This is a genomic window from Methylobacterium indicum, from assembly GCF_001043895.1.
Lineage (GTDB): Bacteria > Pseudomonadota > Alphaproteobacteria > Rhizobiales > Beijerinckiaceae > Methylobacterium > Methylobacterium indicum.
The window spans coordinates 1-21,400 of record NZ_JTHF01000097.1 but is presented as its reverse complement, the minus strand read 5'-3'; the positions used below and the strand labels follow the sequence as shown (position 1 = coordinate 21,400).

The 21,400-nt window shown below is 72.2% G+C and carries 17 protein-coding genes; 11 read left to right on the top strand and 6 right to left on the bottom strand.

Features of this window, described 5'->3' with window-relative positions; genetic code table 11:
• Positions 1–143: 143 nt before the first annotated feature.
• The 7 genes from QR78_RS11745 (at position 144) to QR78_RS11715 (ending at position 6,757) form a co-directional block, all read left to right on the top strand.
• A complete protein-coding gene (locus tag QR78_RS11745) occupies positions 144–1,220 on the top strand; it encodes a LuxE/PaaK family acyltransferase (RefSeq protein ID WP_048427705.1) in 1,077 nt (358 codons plus the stop codon).
• An 11-nt stretch (positions 1,221–1,231) separates the two neighbouring features.
• Entirely contained in the window at positions 1,232–2,704 is a 1,473-nt protein-coding gene (locus QR78_RS11740) for an acyl-CoA reductase (RefSeq protein ID WP_048427702.1), read from the top strand.
• A complete protein-coding gene (locus tag QR78_RS11735; protein WP_048427701.1) occupies positions 2,694–3,470 on the top strand; it encodes an ABC transporter ATP-binding protein in 777 nt (258 codons plus the stop codon). The genes QR78_RS11740 and QR78_RS11735 overlap by 11 nt, the downstream gene beginning before the upstream one ends.
• Positions 3,467–4,216 carry an ABC transporter permease gene (locus QR78_RS11730; RefSeq protein WP_048427700.1) on the top strand — a complete coding sequence of 250 codons (750 nt, stop codon included), beginning with the start codon at positions 3,467–3,469 and terminating at the stop codon, positions 4,214–4,216. Before QR78_RS11735 ends, QR78_RS11730 begins: the two co-directional genes overlap by 4 nt.
• A gap of 5 nt (positions 4,217–4,221) precedes the next feature.
• Positions 4,222–5,262: an ABC transporter substrate-binding protein gene (locus QR78_RS11725; RefSeq protein WP_202972800.1), complete on the top strand. Its 1,041-nt coding sequence runs from the start codon at positions 4,222–4,224 to the stop codon at positions 5,260–5,262.
• Entirely contained in the window at positions 5,259–6,026 is a 768-nt protein-coding gene (locus tag QR78_RS11720) for an SDR family oxidoreductase (protein ID WP_048427699.1), read from the top strand. Before QR78_RS11725 ends, QR78_RS11720 begins: the two co-directional genes overlap by 4 nt.
• Before the next feature lie 428 nt (positions 6,027–6,454).
• Positions 6,455–6,757, top strand: coding sequence for a hypothetical protein (locus QR78_RS11715; RefSeq protein ID WP_048427698.1), 303 nt, complete (start codon positions 6,455–6,457; stop codon positions 6,755–6,757).
• A gap of 43 nt (positions 6,758–6,800) precedes the next feature.
• On the opposite strand, the gene QR78_RS11710 is transcribed toward QR78_RS11715, so the two are convergent.
• Complete coding sequence (locus tag QR78_RS11710) at positions 6,801–8,528, bottom strand: ABC transporter ATP-binding protein (RefSeq protein WP_048427697.1); 1,728 nt, start codon at positions 8,526–8,528, stop codon at positions 6,801–6,803.
• 319 nt (positions 8,529–8,847) lie between these two features.
• Here QR78_RS11710 and QR78_RS11705 point away from each other — a divergent pair, with 319 nt between their 5' ends.
• Entirely contained in the window at positions 8,848–9,876 is a 1,029-nt protein-coding gene (locus tag QR78_RS11705) for a hypothetical protein (RefSeq protein ID WP_048427696.1), read from the top strand.
• A 384-nt stretch (positions 9,877–10,260) separates the two neighbouring features.
• Here QR78_RS11705 and gltA read toward each other — a convergent pair whose 3' ends face one another.
• Entirely contained in the window at positions 10,261–11,553 is a 1,293-nt protein-coding gene (gene gltA / locus QR78_RS11700) for a citrate synthase (protein WP_048427695.1), read from the bottom strand.
• A 244-nt stretch (positions 11,554–11,797) separates the two neighbouring features.
• Positions 11,798–13,216 carry a glutamate--tRNA ligase gene (gene gltX, locus QR78_RS11695; protein ID WP_048427694.1) on the bottom strand — a complete coding sequence of 473 codons (1,419 nt, stop codon included), beginning with the start codon at positions 13,214–13,216 and terminating at the stop codon, positions 11,798–11,800.
• A 196-nt stretch (positions 13,217–13,412) separates the two neighbouring features.
• Between gltX and QR78_RS11690 the strand changes: the two genes are divergently transcribed.
• On the top strand, positions 13,413–15,707 hold the full coding sequence (locus QR78_RS11690; RefSeq protein ID WP_048427693.1) for a ComEC/Rec2 family competence protein: 2,295 nt from the start codon (positions 13,413–13,415) through the stop codon (positions 15,705–15,707).
• Between the two features lie 195 nt (positions 15,708–15,902).
• Here QR78_RS11690 and otnK read toward each other — a convergent pair whose 3' ends face one another.
• The 3 genes from otnK to ltnD all read right to left on the bottom strand — a co-directional run bounded on the left by otnK (position 15,903) and on the right by ltnD (position 19,111).
• Positions 15,903–17,171 (bottom strand): 3-oxo-tetronate kinase, encoded by a 1,269-nt coding sequence (otnK, locus tag QR78_RS11685; protein ID WP_048427692.1) that lies wholly within the window; start codon positions 17,169–17,171, stop codon positions 15,903–15,905.
• Complete coding sequence (gene otnI, locus QR78_RS11680) at positions 17,168–17,950, bottom strand: 2-oxo-tetronate isomerase (protein WP_048427691.1); 783 nt, start codon at positions 17,948–17,950, stop codon at positions 17,168–17,170. Before otnI ends, otnK begins: the two co-directional genes overlap by 4 nt.
• A gap of 249 nt (positions 17,951–18,199) precedes the next feature.
• Positions 18,200–19,111 carry an L-threonate dehydrogenase gene (gene ltnD / locus QR78_RS11675; protein ID WP_048427690.1) on the bottom strand — a complete coding sequence of 304 codons (912 nt, stop codon included), beginning with the start codon at positions 19,109–19,111 and terminating at the stop codon, positions 18,200–18,202.
• Positions 19,112–19,377: 266 nt separating this feature from the next.
• Between ltnD and QR78_RS11670 the strand changes: the two genes are divergently transcribed.
• Together QR78_RS11670 and otnC are read left to right on the top strand one after the other, a co-directional pair.
• Positions 19,378–20,370, top strand: a complete 993-nt coding sequence (locus QR78_RS11670) for a LacI family DNA-binding transcriptional regulator (protein WP_048427703.1) — start codon at positions 19,378–19,380, stop codon at positions 20,368–20,370.
• 14 nt (positions 20,371–20,384) lie between these two features.
• Positions 20,385–21,047, top strand: coding sequence for a 3-oxo-tetronate 4-phosphate decarboxylase (gene otnC, locus QR78_RS11665; protein WP_048427689.1), 663 nt, complete (start codon positions 20,385–20,387; stop codon positions 21,045–21,047).
• The last annotated feature ends 353 nt before the right edge of the window (positions 21,048–21,400 follow it).

Genomic DNA, 21,400 nt, shown 5'->3' with positions numbered 1-21,400 from the left:
ATCCGGGTCATGCCGGCGGAGGGATGCGGGACCGGCACGGCCGCCTTGGCGCCGCCACGAGGGCGCTGCCGCCAGCCGTCTTTTCGCGCAGGATCTCACGCCCGGCACGGCCGACGCCCACGATGGGGCGCGAGGTGGCCGTGATGTCGCAAGCGGAGATCGTCGAGGCCCTGATCGACTTCATCGGTCGGCCGGGCGCGGACGAGGCGGAGTTCGAGGCGATGGCGCTCCGGCTCTTCGCCCACCAATACGCGCACAACGCTCCCTATCGCCGCTTCGCCCAGGCGCGCGGGCGCACGCCGCTTAGCCTGCGGCGCTGGCGCGACATCCCGGCGGTGCCGATCAAGGCGTTCAAGGACCTCACCCTGAGCTGCTGTCCGCCGGACGACGCCGCGCGGGTGTTCATGACGAGCGGCACCACCGGCAGCGGGCGCGGCCGCAGCTACCACCCGACGCTGGCGGTCTACGACCGTTCGATGCTGAAGGGCTTTGCCGCCCGGGTGATGCGCGGGCGCGACACGATCCGCATGGGCCTCCTGTTTCCCGACGAGGCGGCGCTCCCCAACTCGTCGCTCGCCCATTACCTGGCCCTGGCCAAGGCGCATTTCGGGACGCCCGACAGCGCGGTCTTCATCGGCCCCGGCGGGCTCGACCTCGACGGGCTGGTGGCGGCGCTGGAGCGGGCCGAGGCCTCGGGCGAGCCCTATGCGCTGCTCGGCGCCACCTACGCCTTCGTGCCGGTGTTGGACGCGCTCGCGGAACGGGGCCGGCGCATCGCCCTGCCGCCCGGCAGTGTCCTGTTCGACACCGGTGGCTTCAAGGGCCAGTCGCGGGAGATCGAGCCCGACGCCTTCTACGACGCGCTCTCGCGGACCTTCGGGGTGCCGCGCGAGGCCTGCCTCAACATGTACGGCATGACCGAGCTGAGCACCCAGTTCTACGACGACGGCAACGCGGTCTGCCCGCCGGTGAAGTCCGGCCCGCACTGGATCCGCAGCCGCGTCGTCGATCCGCTGACCGGCCGGGACCTGCCCGAGGGCGAGACCGGCGTGCTGGTCCACCACGACCTCGCCCATTTCAACTCGGTCTCGGCGATCCTGACCGAGGATGCCGGCGTGATCGTGCCGGGCGGCTTCCGGCTGCTCGGCCGGGTCGAGGGTTCGGCGTCCCGCGGCTGCTCGGTCGCGGTGGCCGAGTTCCTGACCGCCGCCCAAGGGTGACCGGCGAGAGCATGAGCGATCGCGGGACGAGCGGGGTCGAGGAGGCCGGCTACCTGCCGGGGCCGTTCGCCGGCGCGGTCGGCCGGCGGGTCGTCGCGCACCGGGCCTGGGGCGAGACGGTCGCGGTGGCGCTGCCGGTGCTCGACGAGGCCCAGGCCCGGGCGCTCTGCGCCCATGTCCGGGTCCGTGCCCGGGATACCCTGCGGGGCATGGAGACCGCCCGCATCGTCCAGGCGATCGACCGGGCGAGCGCCTGCCTCCTCGACCGCACGCATCCCCTGCGGCGCAAGGCCGAGGCACTGCTGCCGGTCGTCACCGGCTACGATGCCGAGACCGTGCGGCTCGGCCTGACGCGCTACCTCAAGACCTTCCGGCGGCCCCAGCTCCTGCGCTTCCTCGCCGAGGACTTTTCCGATCCGGGCGTGCTCGACGGCTTCCGGCCGGCGGTGAAGGGCGGGTTCGTGCGGGCGCGCGGGCCCGATCTGCTCCTGCATGTCTGGGCCGGCAACGTCCCGGCCCTGCCGCTGTGGAGCCTCGTCGCCGGTCTGCTGGTCAAGGCCGGCAGCATCGGCAAGCTCGCCTCGGCCGAGCCGCTGACCGCCGGCTGGTTCGCGCAGGCACTCGCCGAGGCCGATCCCGAGCTCGGCGAGTGCCTGGCGGTGACCTGGTGGAAGGGCGGCGAGGGCGGCGTCGAGGCGACGTTCCTGGGATCGGCCGACTGCGTCATGGCGTATGGCGGCAACGCCACTCTGGAGGCGTTGCGCGCCAGGGTGCCGATCGCCACCCGGTTCCTGCCCCACGGCCACCGCATCGGCTTTGCCATGGTCGGCCGCGAGGCGTTGGACAGCCGCCGGGCCGCCGCCCTGGCCCATGCCGCCGCCCAGGACGTGGTGCGCTACGAGCAGCAGGGCTGCTACGCGCCGCAGATGCTGTTCGTGGAGCGCGGCGGGCCGGTGGCGCCGGACGAGTTCGCCCGGCACCTCGCCCATGCGCTCGCGGCGCTCGCCGCCCGCCACCCGCGCCGGGGTCTCGATCCGGGCGAGGCCGCCGCCATCGCGGCCTGGCGCAGCGGCCACGAGATGCGGGCCCTCGACGGGGACGGGATCGTGCTCCTCGGCGACCCGGAGGATCCCTGGAGCGTCATCCACCTCGAGGCCGCCGTGCCCTTGAGCCCGTCCGGCCTCAACCGCACCGTCGCGGTGGTGGCGGTGGATGATCTCGCCGAGGTGCCGGCCCTGGTGGCGCCCCACCGCGCCTACCTCCAGAGCGCGGGCCTCGCGGCCTCGCCGACCCGGCTGTTCACCCTGGCGAACGACCTCGCGGCGGCCGGGGTCACCCGCATCACGGCCATCGGCCGGATGACCGCGCCGGAGGCCGGCTGGCACCATGACGGCCGCTTCAGCCTGCTCGACCTCGTCACGATGACGGAGATCGAGGCCGGCGCCGAGGCCGCGGCGGACGACTTCGCGCCCTATGCCGAGTGACGCCACCCTGTCCCTGGCGGGCGTGCGCTACCGCTTCCCCGGCGACGCGGCGGCGACCGTCGACGGGGTCGACTGGGCGATTCCCCCCGGGGCGGTGCATTGCCTGCTCGGCCGCAGCGGCTGCGGCAAGACCACGCTCCTCAAGATCGCCGCCGGGCTGATCGCGCCGGACGAGGGGCTCGTGCGTGTCGGCGGGGCGCCGGTGCGCGGGCCGGCGCCGCGGGTCGGCTTCGTGTTCCAGGCCCCGACCCTGCTCGACTGGCTCAACGTCCTCGACAACGTGCTGCTGCCGGTCTCGCTCAAGCGCCGCCCCCGCGCGGCCGACCGGGACGCCGCCCGCGACCTCCTGGCGGCGATGGGGCTCGGCGCCCTCGCCGGACGGCACCCCGCCACCCTGTCGGGCGGGCAGCAGAGCCGGGTCGCGATGGCCCGCGCCCTGATCGGCGCGCCCGACCTCCTGCTCCTCGACGAGCCCTTCGCGGCGCTCGACGCGATCACCCGCGAGGAACTGCAGGACGATCTCCTGCGCCTCTGCGCGGCGCGGGGCACCGCGGCCCTGTTCGTCACCCACGACATCGCCGAGGCGGCGTATCTCGGCGATCGGGTCGGCGTGATGGCGGCCGGGCGCCTCGTCCACGAGGGGGCGGTGCCGCTGCCGCGTCCCCGCCCCCCCGGCATCCGCTACGCCGCCGCGTTCGGCGCCGCCTGCCGGACCTTGCGCGCCGCCATGGACGCCCCCTCCCCGGCCGCGGGGCGCGCCGCATGAGGCCGCGCCTCGCCTCCGTCCTGCTCCTCGTCGCACTGCTCGGCGCGTGGGAGGCGTGGTGCCGCACGGGCGCGGTCTCGGTCCTGGTCCTGCCGCCCCCCTCCTCGGTGGCCGAGACCCTGTGGGGCGAGATCGCGTCGGGCCGGCTCTGGCCGCACCTGCGGGCGACGGCGACCGAGATGGCGCTCGGGCTTGCCGCCGGGACGGGCCTCGGCCTCGGCGCCGGCATCCTCCTCGCCGAGTGGCCGGCGCTCCACCGGGTGCTCCACCCCTACGTGCTGGCGAGCCAGCTGGTGCCGAAGCTGGCGCTCGGGCCCCTGCTGATCCTGTGGTTCGGCTTCGGCCTGACCCCGACGGTGGTGATCACCGCGCTGATCTGCTTCTTCCCGCTCCTCGAGAACACCCTGACGGGGCTGGAGCAGGTCGATGCGGCCAAGCGCGAGCTGTTTCGCATGCTCGGGGCGAGCCGGGCCCGGACCCTGTGGCGCCTGAAGCTGCCCGCGGCCCTGCCGGTGATCCTGGCGGGGTTCCGGGTCGCCATTGTGCTCGCGTTGGTCGGGGCGGTGGTGGGCGAGTTCGTCGGCGGGCGCCAGGGCCTCGGCGCCGCGATCATCGCCGCCCAGAGCGTGATGGATTCGAGCCTGATCCTCGCCCTGTTCGTGGTCATCACCGCCCTCGGGATGGCCGTCTACGAGGCCGCCCGCGCCCTCGAATCCCTGATCCTGCGTCGCTACCCGAGAGGTTGAGTGTCGTGACGATTCCACGTTGCCTGCGTGCCCTGCCGTTCCCCGCCCTCGCGGCGCTCGCTCTTGCTGCGCTCGCTCTTGCCGGACGCGCCCCGCCGGCCGCCGCGCAGGGCCTCGACAAGGTCACGGTCGGCGGCTGGAGCCAGCCGATCAGCGAGATCACCAACCTGCTCGCCGAGCCGGATCACGGGTTGTTCAAGGCCCGCGGCATCGCCCTCGACTACGTGCCGGGCAACGGCGGCGGCTCGGCGATCCAGGCCGTGCTGGCGGGGCAGGCCGATGTCGCCTTCACCGACCCGGCCTCGTTCTACCTCGCCCTCGACAAGGGCGCGGACCTGGTGGCGATCTACGATATCTACCCGCAGAACGTGTTCAACGTCGTCTCGCCCAAGAGCCGCGGCATCCGCACCGCCGCCGACCTCAAGGGCAAGCGCGTCGGCGTCTACAGCCTGGCGAGCGGCACCCGCCAGCACCTGCTCCTGCTGCTGGCCGCGGCGGGATTGAAGGAATCGGACGTGACCGTCGAGGTCACCGGCCTCCTCAACTTCGCCCCCCTGATCCAGGGCCAGGTCGACGCGACCGCCGCCACCGATACCGGGCTCCTCGTCGGCCGCGCCAAGGGTCTCGGCGACGTCGACGTGATCGAGGTGCGCGACCACCTCAACCTGCCGAGCGACATCTTCGTGGTGACGCGCAAGGATTACGAGGCGAAGAAGCCGCTCCTCAGGCGCTTCCTCGCCGCCTACCGCGACTCGGCGGCCTGGATGATCGCCAAGCCGGACGAGGCGGCCCGCCTCGCCGTGACCCGCGCAATCAACGGCCGCGACGAGGCGATCAACCGCGAGGTGATCCGCCTGCGCAACCTCTCGAGCGTGTCGCCGACGACCGAGCGCGAGGGCCTCGGCCATTTCGACCTGCCGGTCCTGCAGCAGGGCGCCGACACCTTCCGGCGCCTCGGTCTCGTCACCCGCGCCCTCGACATGAGCCAGGTGGTGAAGAGCGACCTGATCCCCGCCAGGGAGACGACGAAGGAGAACACGCCGTGAGGTTCCGCGACCGCGCGATCCTGGTCACCGGGGCGAGCCGCGGCATCGGCGCCGCCATCGCCAGGGCCGCCGCCGCCGAGGGCGCCCTCGTCATCGTCAACTACCGCAGCGACGAAGCCGGCGCCGAGGCGGTGGCCGAGCGCTGCCGGACCCTCGGCGGGCAGGCGCTCCCGGTCGCCGCGGACGTCACCGATCCGGACGCGGTGGCGGGGCTCGCGGCACGGATCGCCGAGGAGATCGGGCGCCTCGATGCGATCGTCAACAACGCCTTCGCGCCCTACCGCTTCGACCCCGACCACCGCACCCGCTTCCGCGACCTGCCGTGGGAGGCCTACCAGCGCCAGTTCGACGGGGCGGTGCGGGCGACCCACACCGTCGTGCAGGCCCTGCTGCCGCTGCTGACGCGACGGAGCGGCGGCAGCATCGTCAACCTCGTGAGCGACCTCGTGGCGCGCCCGAGCATCCCCTATCACGACTACACCACCGCCAAGGCGGCGCTCGTCGGCTTCAGCCGCAACCTCGCCGCCGAACTCGGGCCGGTCGGCGTGCGGGTCAATTGCGTGGCGCCGGGCCTCGTCGTTCCGACGACCGCGAGCCGGGACACGCCGGAGGCCGTGCGCGAGGCGCTGATCGCCCAGACGCCGCTTCGCCGCCTCGCGAGCCCCGAGGACATCGCCGGGCCGGTCCTGTTCCTCGCCCACGACGACAGCCGCTTCATGACCGGGCAGGTGCTCACCGTCGATGGTGGATTGGTGATGGGCTGAGGGCACGCCGCATCCGCGCCCAAGCGGATTTCGCCCAAGCGGATTTCGCCGAAGCGGACACCGGTTCGGCGGCAAAAATCTGCGACACAACAAGAACCTGAGCAGGCGAAGCGCCGGCCTGCCAACGCAAGTCCGCTTAGGTTGCGATCCCGACAACCCAGTCCACCGTTCGGCGTTCGACAGTCCGGACCGTCCGGCGGCCTCCGGTTTGTGGAAGACCAACGCCGTTCACAGTTGCGTCAGGTCTGTTGACAGGACTGACCCCGCGTGGTGATCAACGGAAGACGTCGCTCCACGCTGCGCGACGCCCGCATGCGATGATCGACGGATGCGCCGTCGGGCTTGGCCCGACGCAGCGCATTATGCCGTCAGACCTAGGCTGTACGCCCGAATGTTGCTCGGGCGTTGCAGGTCCTACCTGTGCGGGTATGATCCCGACGCTCGACCTGCTGCCGGCCGCCGAGAGCCGCGCCCCCGCTCCCGCCGCAGCCCCTGCGGCGGATCTCCTCGCGCATGTCCTGCGGGACCTCGCCTTGTCCTACGAGGCTGAGTGCCCAGGGGGCTTCGCCCGCTTCCGGCAGGCGCTGACGGTCGAGACGCTGGCGGTCATCGCCCGCTTCAACGGCCCGGCGACGAGCGACGAGGCCGCGCTGGCCCTGGCGCGGCAGATCCACGAAACCCTGCTCGACGTCGAGGAAGACGTCTGGGCCCTCCACACCTCGGCGCACTGACGCCCGTCTCCGGTCGCTCGCGTCAGGAGCCGGGGCCGCGGAATCACTCCGCGGCCATCGCCCCCGCCTGCGCCGCGTGCAGGCGCGTATAGGCGCCGTCCGCCGCCACCAGGGCGTCGTGCGAGCCCTGTTCCAGGATGCGTCCGCCCGAGACGACCGCGATGCGGTCGGCGTGCCGGATGGTGGCGAGACGGTGGGCGATGACCAGCGTCGTGCGCCCCTCGGTCAGCTCGGCGAGCGCCTGCTGGATCTCGCGTTCGGTCTGGGTGTCGAGGGCCGAGGTCGCCTCGTCGAGGATCAGGACCGGCGGGTTCTTCAGGAAGACCCGGGCGATCGCGAGGCGCTGCTTCTGCCCGCCGGAGAGCTTGACGCCGCGCTCGCCCACCACCGTGTCGAGGCCGTCCGGCAGCGTCTCGATCAGCGCGTCGAGGCGGGCCCGGTGCGCCGCCGCCCGGATCTCGGCCTCGCTCGCGTCAAGCCGGCCATAGGCGATGTTCTCGCGGATCGTGCCGGCGAACAGGAAGACGTCCTGCTGCACGATGCCGATCTGGCTCCGCAGGGACGCGAGCGTCAGGTCGCGGATGTCGTGGCCGTCGAGGGTGATGCGCCCGCCCTCGACGTCGTAGAAGCGCGGCACCAGCGAGCACAGGGTGGTCTTGCCGGCCCCCGACGGCCCGACGAAGGCCACGGTCTCGCCGGCCCCGACCGCGAGGTCGACGCCGTTCAGGACCTCGCGCCCGTCGCCGTAGCCGAAGCGCACGCCCTCGAAGCGGATCTCGCCGCGCAGGGGCGGCGCCGGGATCGCACCGGGCCGGTCGACGATGTCGGGGGCGGTGGCGAGCAGCGCCATGTAGCGGCGGAAGCCCGCGATCCCCTTGGGATACGTCTCGACGACCGCGCTGATCTTCTCCAGCGGCCGGTAGAACACCCCGACGAGGAGCAGGAAGCCGATGAAGCCCCCGGGGCTGAGATCGCCCCGCACCACGAAGGCGGCTCCACCCAGCAGCACCACGATCTGGACGAGGCGCATGCCGAGGTAGTTGAGCGACAGGCTCGCCGCCATGATCTTGTAGGCTTCGAGCTTGGTGGCGCGGTAGCGCTGGTTGTCGGCGGCGAAGAGACGCCGCTCGTGCGCCTCGTTGGCGAAAGCCTTCACCACCCGGATGCCGCCGACATTCTCCTCGATGCGGGCGTTGAAGGCACCGACCCGGCCGTACTGCGCCTGCCAGTTCCGCGTCATCCGTCCGCCGTAGCGCACGGTGACGAAGGCGATGACCGGCAGGATCGCGGCGGTCATCAGGGCGAGCGGCGGATGGACGGTGAGCATCAGCCCGAAGGCGCCGAACAGCGTCATCACGGCGATGAACAGGTCCTCGGGCCCGTGATGGGCGACCTCGCCGATCTCCTCCAGGTCCTTCGTCACCCGGGCGACGAGGTGGCCGGTCTTCTGGTTGTCGAAGAAGCGGAACGACAGCGTCTGCAGGTGGTCGAAGGCCCGGGCCCGCATCGTCGTCTCGATGTTGATGCCGAGCACGTGGCCCCAATAGGTCACCACCACCATCAGCCCGGCATTGGCGACGTAGAGCAGCGCGAGCCCCGCGGCCGCGAGCAGGATCAGGCTCCAGTCCTGGCGCGGCAGCAGCACGTCGACGAAGGCCTTCACCGCCATCGGGAAGCCGAGCTCGAGCAGCCCCGACAGGATGGCGCAGCCGAAATCGAGAAGGAACAGGGCCCGGTACGGCCGGTAATAGGCGAGGAAGGCCTTCAGCATGACGGTCCGGTGGGAGCGGGCGGGAGGCGACCGGGGACGGCGCGGGCCCCTGATAGGCGGGAACCCGCCCGCGCGACAAGATCGGACCGGGGGTCGAAGGGCCGCAGCATCGCCGCGACTACAAAACGAGGCTGAATCGCGACTGCATCACGAGGCTTTTTCGAAACTATTCTAAAGTCAGTCGGGCAAAATCGCTCACCGCCTGACGAGAGAGGCGGGACGGACGATGGCCACACTTCATCGCGAACACCGAGCTTCACACGGATGGAGCACCGCGGCCGAGCGGGGACGGCCGATGCGGGGGTTGTGATCGGGCGACGTGCGCAGGGAGGCGCGCGGGGCGTGGCCGTTCGAGCGGATCGTCACCACCGGCAGCGTGGTGCCGAGTACGGTCGGCGGCAGCGAAGCCGGTACGGCCGCGGACCACCGCTATCCGTTTTCGCCCTGTACCGACTGGGACGGGATCGTTCAGGCTTCTGCGGCCCGCACCGCCCAGGCCTGTGCCGGACGGCCGATCGTGGCGGTCCAGGACACGGGCGTGATCAACGTCACGCCGGCTGCTGCCGGCCGTCACGGCCTGGGACCGGCCGGCAACGGTCGCAATCCCGGCTTCGTCCTGCACCCGGTCGTCGCCGTGGAAGCCGACGACGAGGCGGTGCCGGGCCCGGTCGATGCCCGGTTCTGGACCCGCTCCACCCGCCCGATCCTCCCCCGCCACCAGCGGCCGGTCGAGGAGAAGGAGAGCCTGCGCTGGATCATCGGAGCCAGGGCCGCCGCGACGGCTCTGTCCGATACGGCCCAGAGTCCGATCGTGGTCGCCGACCAGGAGGGCGACGGCGACAGTCACTTCGCCCGTCGGCCACTTCGCCCGTCGGCCTGCGGGCACGGACCTTCTGGTGCGCGCGCCACGACCGGCCGCCGGTCGAAGACGGCGGCCTGCAGGGCGAGACGCGATGGCCGGCGACGGCCAAGGCACGGTGGAGGTGCCCGACCCGGGCAGCCGTCCCGCACCGCCAAGGTGACGCGGCGCGCTGGGCCGGTCGAGGTGGTGTGCCCCTCCACCCTGGAGTCTCGCGAGCCGGCCTGCCCGAGCCTGCAGTGCGTCTGCGTGCAGGCGCCTGATCCGCCCGCGGGCGTGACGCCCTTGTGCTGGCGGCTTTTGACGACACGGGGGGTGCCGGATGCGGCGCCCGCGCAGGAGATGGTGCGGCTGTCGGTGGATGCGCGCGATGGCAGCCGGCGACCGATGCAGGACGTGCTGGACGTGGCGTGCCTGCCGGTCGTCGCGGACCTGGATGCGCCTGCGAGGGCAGCACGGTCCGCCTGCGCAACCCCCACCCGCCGGTAGCCCGAGCCGGCTGTCGTGGATCGTGGCCCGCCATGGCGGCTGGAACGCGCCCAACACGTCACACCGACCCAAGGTCGTCGCCCGCGGCTGGGAACGCTTGACGGCTATGCTCGCCGGAACCTCGATCGCACGCGACCTGCTTCCGTCAAGGCCGTCGCCACGAGGGGGCGGTGAGAGGGCCGCGTTCCCGTCCAGGGAACACGGCAAGCCCAGGCGCAGCCGAAGCGAGGGTGACGTGCCGGATGGGGCTCCTCCGGAAATCCCCCTCACCCTCGCCCCGCGGGGAGAGGACGAACCCGCGCCAGATTTTCAAACCCTGCGAAGCACGAAAAGAAACGGGCGGCACTCGCGTGCCGCCCGTTCTCATTTCACCAATCGGCAGCGTCAGCCGCGCTGGGCCGTCGTCACGTAGTCGCGCTTCGGGGCGCCGGTGTAGAGCTGGCGCGGACGGCCGATCTTCTGGGACGGGTCCTCGATCATCTCGGCCCACTGGCTGATCCAGCCGACGGTGCGGGCGAGCGCGAACAGCACCGTGAACATCGAGGTCGGGAAGCCCATCGCCTTGAGGGTGATGCCCGAGTAGAAGTCGATGTTCGGGTAGAGCTTCTTCTCGATGAAGTATTCGTCCTTGAGGGCGATCTGCTCCAGCTCCATCGCGACGTCGAGCAGCGGATCGTCCTTGATGCCGAGCTCGCTCAGCACCTCGTGCGTGGTCTTCTGCATGATGCGGGCACGCGGGTCGTAGTTCTTGTAGACCCGGTGACCGAAGCCCATCAGGCGGAAGGGATCGTTCTTGTCCTTCGCCTTGGCGACGTACTCGCCGACGCGCTCGGGCGTGCCGATCTCGGCCAGCATCTTCAGCGCCGCCTCGTTGGCGCCGCCATGGGCGGGACCCCACAGGCAGGCGATGCCGGCGGCGATGCAGGCGAAGGGGTTGGCGCCCGAGGAACCGGCGAGCCGCACCGTCGAGGTCGAGGCGTTCTGCTCGTGGTCGGCGTGCAGGATGAAGATCCGGTCGAGCGCGCGCGACAGCACGGGGTTCGGCTGGTACTCCTCGCACGGAACCGCGAAACACATCCGCAGGAAGTTCGAGGTGTAGTCGAGGTCGTTCTTCGGGTACACGAACGGCTGGCCGATCGAGTACTTGTAGGCCATGGCCGCCAGCGTCGGCATCTTGGCGATCATGCGCATGGAGGCGACCATGCGCTGCTTCTCGTCCGTGATGTCGGTCGAGTCGTGGTAGAACGCCGAGAGCGCGCCGACGCAGGCCACCATCACCGCCATCGGGTGGGCGTCGCGGCGGAAGCCCTGGAAGAAACGGTTCATCTGGTCATGCACCATGGTGTGGCGCGTGACGCGGTAGTCGAAATCGGCCTTCTGGGCCGCGGTCGGCAGCTCGCCGTACAGCAGCAGGTAGCAGGTCTCGAGGAAGTCGCCGTGCTCGGCCAGCTGCTCGATCGGGTAACCGCGATAGAGGAGCACGCCCTCGTCACCGTCGATATAGGTGATCTTGGACTCGCAGGACGCCGTCGAGGTGAAGCCCGGGTCGTAGGTGAACTGCCCGGTCTGCGCGTAGAGCTTGCTGATGTCGACGACACCCGGGCCGACCGTGCCGGCCTTGGTCGGCAGCTCGATCGTGCGACCGTTCACCGTGAGGGTGCTGGTGGGGAGGCTCATGGGGTTGCGGACCCTTTCCATCAACGTGACTGAGCGTCGGCGCCTCGACCGCGGCGCCCGGGGGCAGGCGGCGACTTTGCTGCGGTTGCTCACTCAACGCCCGGGTTAGCGGATCGACGCACCGGCATCAACCACGCCTCCCCGCCCGGATGACAGAATTCAGATTCTGTTCAGGGGTGGTCGGATCGGGGTGGCGAATCCCCCCGCGAGCGGATCTCGCGGGGGGAAACGGCCTGGTTGTGCCTCAGGCGGCCTGCTCGCGCAGGCGGCCGAGGCTCTCCTCGCGGCCCAGCACCGCCATCACGTCGAAGAGCGGCGGCGAGGTCGCCCGGCCGGTCAGCGCCGCCCGCAGGGGCTGGGCGACCTGCCCGAGCTTGACCCCGGCGCCCTCCGCGTAGTGCCGCACCGCACCCTCGGTCGAGGCGGCGGACCACTCGGTGAGCGCCTCGAGGTGGGGCAGCGCCCCGGCGAGCCGCTCGCGCCCGCCATTGCCGAGGAGACCCGAGGCCTTCTCGTCGAGGGCGAGGGGGCGCGGCGCGTAGAGGTAGTAGGCGCTGTCCACGAGCTCGATCAGGGTCTTGGCCCGCTCCTTCAGCCCCGGCATCGCGGCGATGAATTTTTCGCGGATCTCCGGGGCCAGCGGCGCGGAGAGGCCCCAGCGCTGTCCTTGCGTCGGCAGGATCGCCTCGATCGCCTCGACCAGCGCCTCGTTCGAGGACGAGCGGATGTAGTGCCCGTTCAGGTTCTCGAGCTTGGCGAAGTCGAACCGGGCCGGCGAGCGCCCGACCTGGGCGAGGTCGAAGGCGGCGATCATCTCCTGCGTGGAGAAGATCTCCTGGTCGCCGTGGCTCCAGCCGAGGCGCACGAGGTAGTTGCGGAGCGCCGCCGGCAGGTAGCCGAGGTCGCGGTAGGCATCGACGCCGAGGGCGCCGTGGCGCTTCGAGAGCTTGGCCCCGTCCGGCCCGTGGATCAGCGGGATGTGCGACATGTTCGGCACGGTCCAGCCCAGCGCCTGGTAGATCTGGGTCTGGCGCGCGCCGTTGGTGAGGTGGTCGTCGCCGCGGATGATGTGGGTCACGCCCATGTCGTGGTCGTCGACCACCACCGCCAGCATGTAGGTCGGCGTGCCGTCCGAGCGCAGCAGGACGAGATCGTCGAGATCCTTGTTCTGCCAGACCACCCGGCCCTGCACCGCATCCTCGACCACGGTCTCGCCCTCGGTGGGCGCGCGGAGCCGAATCACCGGCTTGACGCCGGCCGGGGCCTCGGAGGGATCGCGGTCGCGCCAGCGGCCGTCGTAGCGGATCGGCCGGCCCTCGCGACGCGCGCTCTCGCGCATCTCGGTCAGCTCCTCGGGCGTGGCGTAGCAGTGATAGGCCCGGCCGGTGGCGAGCAGCCCCTCGGCCACCTCGCGGTGCCGGGCCGCGCGGGCGAACTGGTAGACCACGTCGCCGTCCCAATCGAGGCCGAGCCAGGCGAGCCCGTCGAGGATCGCGTCGATCGCACCTTGCGTCGAGCGCTCGCGGTCGGTGTCCTCGATGCGCAGCAGCATCCGCCCGCCGTGACGGCGCGCGTAGAGCCAGTTGAACAACGCCGTGCGACCCCCGCCGATGTGGAGGAAGCCCGTGGGCGACGGGGCAAAGCGGGTGACGACGGAGGACATGCGCTTCGAGAACCGAGGTGAGAGCGAAAAAACGATGTGGCCGGGGCCGTCGGGGCAGGGTCGGGCGAGTCGACCCGCCGGCGCCGGGTCCTGTAGCATGCGCGAGACGAGCCGTTAAGAAACCGTCATCGGGGCCGGGCCCGCGCCCGGGGCCCGAGGGAGCGGCGGTTGCGCGCAGCCTCGTCGGGGCGGTGCGATGGCGGGGCCGGGCGCAGGAACGGGGATCGTGGCGCGCGCCGTCGGCGCGCTGCCGGCGCCCGTGCTGCTGCTCCCGGCGTTCCGCGGCCGGATCGCCGGCTGCCTCGCCGCGGAGGCCGGGCAGCGCCGGCTGTTTCCCTGGCTGGCGGTCGCCTTCGGGGCCGGGGCGCTCGTGTTCCTCACGCTCGCGGACGGGCCGGTCCTCCTCGCCGCCCCGCTCGGCACCGGCCTCGCCCTGGCGGGCGGCGCCGTCGCGCTCCGGGCGCGGGCGGTGGCCCCGGCCCTGCTGTTGGCGGCGTCCTTCGTCTTCCTGGGCTTCGCGGCGGCGGCCTACCGCACGGCGAGCGTCGCGGCGCCGGTCCTCGCCCGCACCGTGATCGCCCCGCTCCACGGCTTCGTCGAAGCGCTGGAGGAGCGGGAAGAGGGCGCGCGGCTGGTGGTGCGGGTCCTGCGGCTCGGCGAGATGCCGGCGGCCGAGCGCCCGGCGCGGGTGCGCGTCTCCTATCGCCGCGGCGACGCGCTGCGGCCCGGCGACTACATCGAGGCCAAGGCGCGCCTGCTGCCGCCGCCGGAGCCGGCGCGGCCGGGCGGCTACGACTTCGCCCGCGACGCGTATTTCCGCGGCATCGGCGCCGTCGGCTCGCTGCTGGGCGCCGCCGCCGTCAAGCCGCCGCCCGAGCCGGCGCCCTGGCCCCTGCGGCTCGCCGCCGGCCTCGACGACGCCCGCAACGCGCTGACCCGCCGCATCGCCGAATCGAACGGGGACAAGGGTGGCATCACCCAGGCCGGCGCGGTGGCGGCCGCCCTCGTCACCGGCAAGCGCGGGCTCATCGACCAGCCCACCAACGACACCCTGCGGGCGGCCGGCATCTATCACGTCGTTTCCATTTCCGGGTTGCACATGGTGCTGGCCGCCGGGGTGGTGTTCTGGCTCGTGCGGGCCCTTCTCGCCCTCCTCCCCGGACTGGCGCTGTCCTGGCCGATCAAGAAGATCGCGGCGTTCCTGGCGATGATCGCGGTCACCGGCTACTGCGCCTTCTCGGGGTGGGACCTCGCGGCCGAGCGCTCGCTGGTCATGACCCTGGTGATGCTCGGCGCGATCCTGGTCGACCGGCCGGCGCTCAGCCTGCGCAACCTGGCGCTGGCGGCGCTGATCTCGCTCGCCCGCGAGCCCGAGGGACTGCTCGGCCCGAGCTTCCAGATGTCGTTCGGGGCGGTGGCCGGGCTCGTCGCCTGCGCCCGGCTGATCGAGGGGCGGCTGTGGAACCCGGAGGGCGGCGGGCCGGTGACCAAGGCCCTCGCCTGGGGCCTCGCGACGGTGGTCGGCACGCTGGCCACCACGCTGGTGGCGCAATTCGCCACCGCGCCCTTCGCCACCTACCACTTCCAGACCGTCCAGCCCTTCGGCGTCGTCGGCAACGCGCTCACCCTGCCGCTCGTCTCGCTGGTGGTGATGCCGGCGGCGGTGCTCGGGATGCTGGCCCATCCCTTCGCCCTCGACCGGCCGGTCTGGTGGGCGATGGGCCTCGCCGTGCGCGGCATGCTCGACATCTCGGCCTGGATCCAGGGCTTCGACCGCGCCACCGTGGTCCTGCCGGCCTTCGGCCCGGGTGCGCTCGGGCTGATGACGGTGGCCCTCCTGCTCCTGGTGCTGCCGGTCTCCGGCCTGCGCTGGCTCGGCCTCGCCCCCGGCCTCCTCGGCCTGGCGCTCGCGGCGAGCCCGGTCCGGCCCGACCTCTACGTCGACCGCGAGGGCGGCGGCGCGGCCCTGCGCGGGGCCAACGGACGCCTCGTGGTGCTGGGCAAGCCCCCCGGCTTCGTGCTGGAACAGTGGCTGAAGGCCGACGGCGACGGCCGCTCCCGCGACGATCCCGGCCTGAGCGCGCAGGCCCGCTGCGACAAGCTCGGCTGCGTCGGCCACGGCCCGCAGGGGATCAGCGTGGCCCTGGTGCGCGACAAGCGCGCCTTTCCGGAGGATTGCGCCCGCGCGACCGTGGTGGTGAGCCGGCTCCAGGCGCCGGCCGGGTGCGCGGCCAAGCACGTCCTCGACAGACCGTTCCTGGCAGCGCACGGAGCGACGACCCTGCGCTTCACGGCGGACGGCGTCGTGGTCGAGACCGCCAAGCGCCCGGGAGAGACGCGACCGTGGCAGCCGGAGGCGAAGGCGCCGGCCGCGCCTGGAGCACCGGGTCCGGCTGCAACGCAGGGACCGACCACTCCTGGCGGACAGGCGCCAAGCTCGTCGGCTCCGCCCCAGGATGGGGAGGAGGTGGAGCTACCGGGTGATCCCTGACGCACGTCTCCCGGCCATCTCTTTCCCGGACGACTGGAGCGTCGGCGGAAGGAGATCCGGGAGCCAGAGGAGAAGCGGCGCGGAGCGACTCTGCAAGGTGCACCGTTGCAGGCCCATCGGCGCTTCACGACATCCTGTGCGGGATCCCGAATCCCATTCCACTTCGTTGCAGCCAGCCGGGAAAGGGCGTTCGGCCTACGGCATCAGCCGCAGCGCATCGGCGAAGAAGTCCGGCCCGCCGAAATTGCCCGACTTCAAGGCCAGCCACATGTCGCGGTCGGTGGTGCGCAGGACCGGCACGCCGGCAGCGATCTCGGGGCCGACGCGGAAGGCCGGAAGCCCGAGGCGGTCGACGACCGCGCCCGACGTCTCGCCGCCCGCCACCACCAGGCGGCGCACCCCGTGCGCCACCAGCCCCTCGGCGATCCGCGCCATGGCGGCCTCGATGGCGTGGCCGGCGGCGTCGCGGCCGTAGCGGGCCTGGACCGCCGCCACGTCCTCCGGGCCGGCGCTGCTGGCGATGAGCACCGGGCCGTCGCCGATCCGCTCGAGCGCCCAGGCCAGCGCCGCGCCGGCCTCGTCCTCGCCGGCGAGCAGCCGGGCGGGATCGAGACGGCGCACCGGCATCGCGGCCTCGGCCCGGGCGATCTGGCCGAGGGTCGCCTGCGAGCAGCTGCCGGCGAGGCAGGCCGCCGGGCCGCCGATGGCGGGTCCGAGATCGGCTGTGGCCGCCGCGGGCGCGACGCGGCCGGCCGCCACCAGGGCGCGGGCGAGGCCCAGCCCGAGGCCCGAGGCGCCGGTCGAGACCTTGCGGGTCAGGGCGGCGGCGCCCAGCACCGCGAGGTCGCGGTCGAGCACCGCATCGGCGATGGCCGCCCCCTTGCCCTCGCGGGCGAGCGCGTCGAGCCGGGCCCCCACCGCCTCGGCGCCCTGCGCCACCGTGGCGAGGTCGATCAGCCCGACCCCCGCCCGGCTCTGGCGCGCCAGCACCCGCACGAGGTTCGAATCGCGCATCGGGTTGAGGGGATGGTCCTTGAGCGGGCTCTCGGCGAGCGGGACCATGCCGACGAAGAGGTGGCCGAGATAGACCGTGCGCGCCGTCTCCGGAAAGGCCGGGGTGACGAGCGCGATCGCCTCGCCGGCATCCTCCCGCAGCGCGTCGGTGACCGGGCCGATATTGCCGGCATCGGTCGAATCGAAGGTCGAGCAGACCTTGAACAGCAGGTGGCCGGCGCCCCGGGCGTTCAGCCACGCGGCGGCCTCGCGCGAGCGCGCCACCGCCTCCCCGGCGGGGATCGACCGGCTCTTGAGCGAGACCACCACGGCGTCGACCTCGGGCAGCGCGAGATCGTCCGCCGGCACCCCGATGGTCTGGACCGTGCGCAGGCCGGCCTTGGTCAGGGTGTTGGCGAGGTCGGAGGCGCCGGTATAGTCGTCGGCGATGCAGCCCAGGGCCAGGGTCATGCGCGGGCTCCCTTATAGGCGTCGAACCAGCCCAAGCCCTCGCGGGTGCCGGCGCGCGGATTGTACTCGCAGCCGATGAAGCCGTCATAGCCGAGGCGGTCGAGCTCGGCGAACAGGAAGGCGTCGTTCATCTCGCCGCTGCCGGGCTCGTGCCGCTCGGGCACGCTGGCGGTCTGGACGTGGCCGACCATCGGCATCAGGGCCCGCAGCCGCATGGTCACGTCGCCGTGCAGGATCTGGCAGTGGTAGAGGTCGAACTGCAGCTTCAGGTTCGGCAGCGCCAGCGCGCGGATCAGGTCGGCGGCATCATCGAAATCGTTGAGGAAGTAGCCCGGCATGTTGCGGGCGTTGATCGGCTCGAGCACGAGGTCGAGCCCCTCACGGCCGACCCGCTCCGCCGTCCAGGCGACGGCGCGGCGGTAGGAGTCCTGCGCCCTGGAATCGCTGCGGTCGGCCATGCCGGCCATCAGGTGCAGGCGCTTCACGCCGGTGGCGCAAGCGTAGGCAAGCGCCGTCTCGACGCCGGCCTTCAGTTCCTCGAACCGGTCGGGCAGGGCCGCGAGCCCCCGCTCGCCCGCCGCCCAGTCGCCCGGGGGCAGGTTGAACAGGGCCTGGGTCAGGCCGTGGGTCGTCAGGCGCTCGCCGATCGCCTCCGGCGGATGCTCGTAGGGAAACAGGAACTCGACCGCCTCGAACCCGGCCTCAGCGGCCTGCGCGAACCGGTCGAGGAACGGGACTTCGGTGAACATCAGGGTCAGGTTCGCGGCAAAGCGCGGCATGGTGATCCTCCCTTGATCGGCTTCGGCGCCCTTGGCGGGCGCATCCTGAGCGTGCCTCGGCTTGTCGGACCCATCCCGTACACGACCTCATCCTGAGGTGTCGGTCCATCCGAGATGGATCGACCTCGAAGGACACATCCAGACATCGCCCTGATCGCTGGAGCCCTCCTTCGAGGCTGTGCGATCGTCGATCGCCCAGCACCTCGGGACGAGGGCGCGGGTGGGATGGTCAGGTCCGGCAGGATGGCCTCACCCCGCCCCGCCCGGCAGCGCGGTCCCGGTCACCTGGGCGTAGATCCGCGCCACGGAGGCGTCGTCGTCCCGGCCCATGCCGGCGCCGGACGCCATCAGGAACATCTGCAGGGCGGCGGCCGCCACCGGGACCGGGAATTTCTGGCTGCGGGCCATGTCCTGGACGATGCCGAGATCCTTGACGAAGATGTCGACGGCGCTGCGCGGCGCGTAGTCGCCGTCGAGGACGTGGGGCATCCGGTTCTCGAACATCCAGGAATTGCCGGCCGAGGCGGTGATCACCTCGTAGACGCGCCGCAGATCGAGCCCCTGGCGGGCCGCGAAGGCCATCGCCTCGCTCGCCGCCGCGATGTGGACGCCGGCGAGCAGCTGGTTGATCATCTTGAAGGCCGCGCCCGCGCCGGCGGCGTCGCCGAGCTCGTAGAGCTTGGCCGCCATGGCATCGAGGGCGGGCCTGGCGCGCGCGAAGGCCGCCGGGCTGCCCGAGGCCAGGATCGTCAGCTCGCCCTGCGCCGCGCGCTGGGCGCCCCCGCTGATCGGCGCGTCGAGGTAGTGCCGGCCGGTCGCTTCGAGCCGGGCGGCGAGCCGCCGGGCGACCTCCGGATCCATGGTGGCGCAGGAGACGAAGACCGCACCCTCCGGCATCGCCGCGGCGACGCCGTCGGGCCCGAACAGGACCGCCTCGGTCTGTGCGGCGTTGACGACGACGCAGACCACGATGCCGGCATCCGCGGCGGCCTGCGCCGGGCTCGAAGCCCCCCGGCCGCCCTCGGCGACGAACCGCGCGACGCTCTCGGACGAGACGTCGCTGCCGGCGACGTCGAGTCCGGCGCGGCGCAGGGCCTGAGCCATGCCGTAGCCCATGGAGCCGAGGCCGATCACCGCGACGCGGGCGGATGTGTCGCTCATGCCGTTTCCTCCTGCGGAACGCCGTCGGGCGCCCGCTGTCCCGCGCGATCTGACGCCGCGCCATCGTCCCAAGCTCTAGCACGTTCGGTCTAGCACCGTATTGGCAGCGCTGCCAATACGGACCAACGATCCGTTGAGCCGGCCGGGGAACCATGACATCGTGGCGCTCCCGCGCGGCGATGACAAGGCGCGGCGCGCCCGGGGGAGGACGCATGGACGAGGGAGGCAACGATGCCTTCGAGACGGGGGACGCGGAGCCGTTCGACATGGCCGGCCGCCGCCCGATCACGCTCGCGGACGTCGCCCGCGAGGCGCGGGTCGGCGAGAGCACGGTGTCGCGGGTCCTGCGCAGCCATGGCTCGTTCTCGGAAAAGACCCGGGCCCGGGTCGAGGCCGCGGTGGCCCGCCTCGGCTACGTGCCGAACCGCATCGCCGGCACCCTCGCCTCGACCGGCTCGCGGCTGATCGGCATCGTCATCCCCTCGCTCACCAACATCGTCTTTCCCGATCTCCTGCGCGGCGCCACCGCGGCCCTGGAGCAGGAGGGCTTCCAGTCGGTCATCGCGGTGACCGACTACGACCAGGACCGCGAGGAGGCGGTGGTCGGCTCGCTCCTGAGCTGGCGCCCGGCCGGGCTGATCGTCACCGGGCTCGAGCACAATCCCGGCACGCGGCGGCGTCTCGCGGCGAGCGGCGTCAGGGTGGCCGAACTCCTCGACACCGACGGGCCGGGGCTCGACATCGTGGTCGGCTATTCCAACCGCGCCGCCGGCGAGGCGAGCGCCCGTCACCTCGTCGGCCGCGGCTACCGGCGCATCGGCTATATCGGCCACGACCTGACCAAGGACCGGCGCGCCGCCAAGCGCTATGCGGGCTTTCGCGACGCCTTGCGCGAGACCGGCCTGGCGCTCGCCGACGAGGAGCGGGTGGCGAGCCCGTCCTCGGTCGAGGCCGGGCGGCAGGGGCTCGCCGCCCTGCTCGCGCGCGTGCCGGACCTCGACGCGGCCTATTTCTCGAACGACGACATGGCGCTCGGCGGCTATTTCCACTGCCTCGCCCACGGCATCGCGGTGCCGGGGCGGCTCGCCCTGTTCGGCTATAACGGCCTCGATGTCGGCCGGCTGATGCCGCAGCCGCTCGCCACCATCCGCACCCCGCGGGTCGAGGCCGGCGCCACGGCGGCACGGCTGCTCTGCACGGGGAGCCCGGCGACGGTGGTGGATCTCGGCTTCGAGCTGATCGAGGGAGCGACGGCGTGACGGATGTATCGGCCATGAGCGAGTCCGCCCTGCGCGAGGCGATCTGCCGCTTCGGGCGCTCGCTGTTCGAGCGCGGCCTGACGCCGGGCTCGTCGGGCAACATCTCGCTGCGGCTCGACGACGGCGGCTGGCTGGTCACGCCGACCAACGCCTCCCTCGGCTTCCTCGATCCGGCCCGGATCTCCCGCCTCGACCGGGACGGCAAGCTCCTGTCGGGCGACAAGCCGACGAAGGAGATCCCGCTCCACGGCGCCCTCTACGACAGCCGGTCCTCGGCCCGGGCGATCGTCCACCTGCACTCGACCCACGCCGTCGCGGTCTCGATGCTGCCGGAGATCGACCCCCGCGCCGTGCTGCCCCCGCTGACGCCCTACAGCCTGATGCGGGCCGGCGCGGTGGCCCTGGTGCCCTACTTCCGCCCCGGCGACCCGGCGGTCGCCGACGCGATCCGGGGCCTCGCCGGGCAATATTCCTCGGTGCTGCTCGCCAATCACGGCCCGGTCGTGGCCGGCGACACCCTGGAGGCCGCGGTCTTCGCCACCGAGGAGCTGGAGGAGACCGCCAAGCTCTACCTGCTCCTGCGCAACCTCAACCCGCGCCACCTGACCCCGGCCCAGGTGCAGGATCTGGTGACGCATTTCGGCCTGACGCTGCCGGAGCATGCGCACGAGCATTGAGGAACCCGCCCGCCGGTCGCGGGAGGCCGCATGGTTGATCGGCCCAGGCTTCGCGGGTGGCCTCGCACGATGCGAGGCCATTCCGGATTTCAGGCGACGTGCCGATGTCGAAGCATGCGCGGGTCCCAGCGTCGGCAAATGCCGATGATTTGTTTTTCATGATTCGTTTTTCATGCCGGCGTCCACGGTACACGACATTGAAGAAAGTGGAGGCCACCACGCGGGCGTTCCACCCCCTTTCCCGGACGACTGGAGCGTCAGCGGAAGGAGATCCGGGATCCAGCAGAGGACATGCCGCGAAGCGGCTCGACCTGTTGCACCGTTGCAGACACTGAGACGCTTCGCGGCTTTTC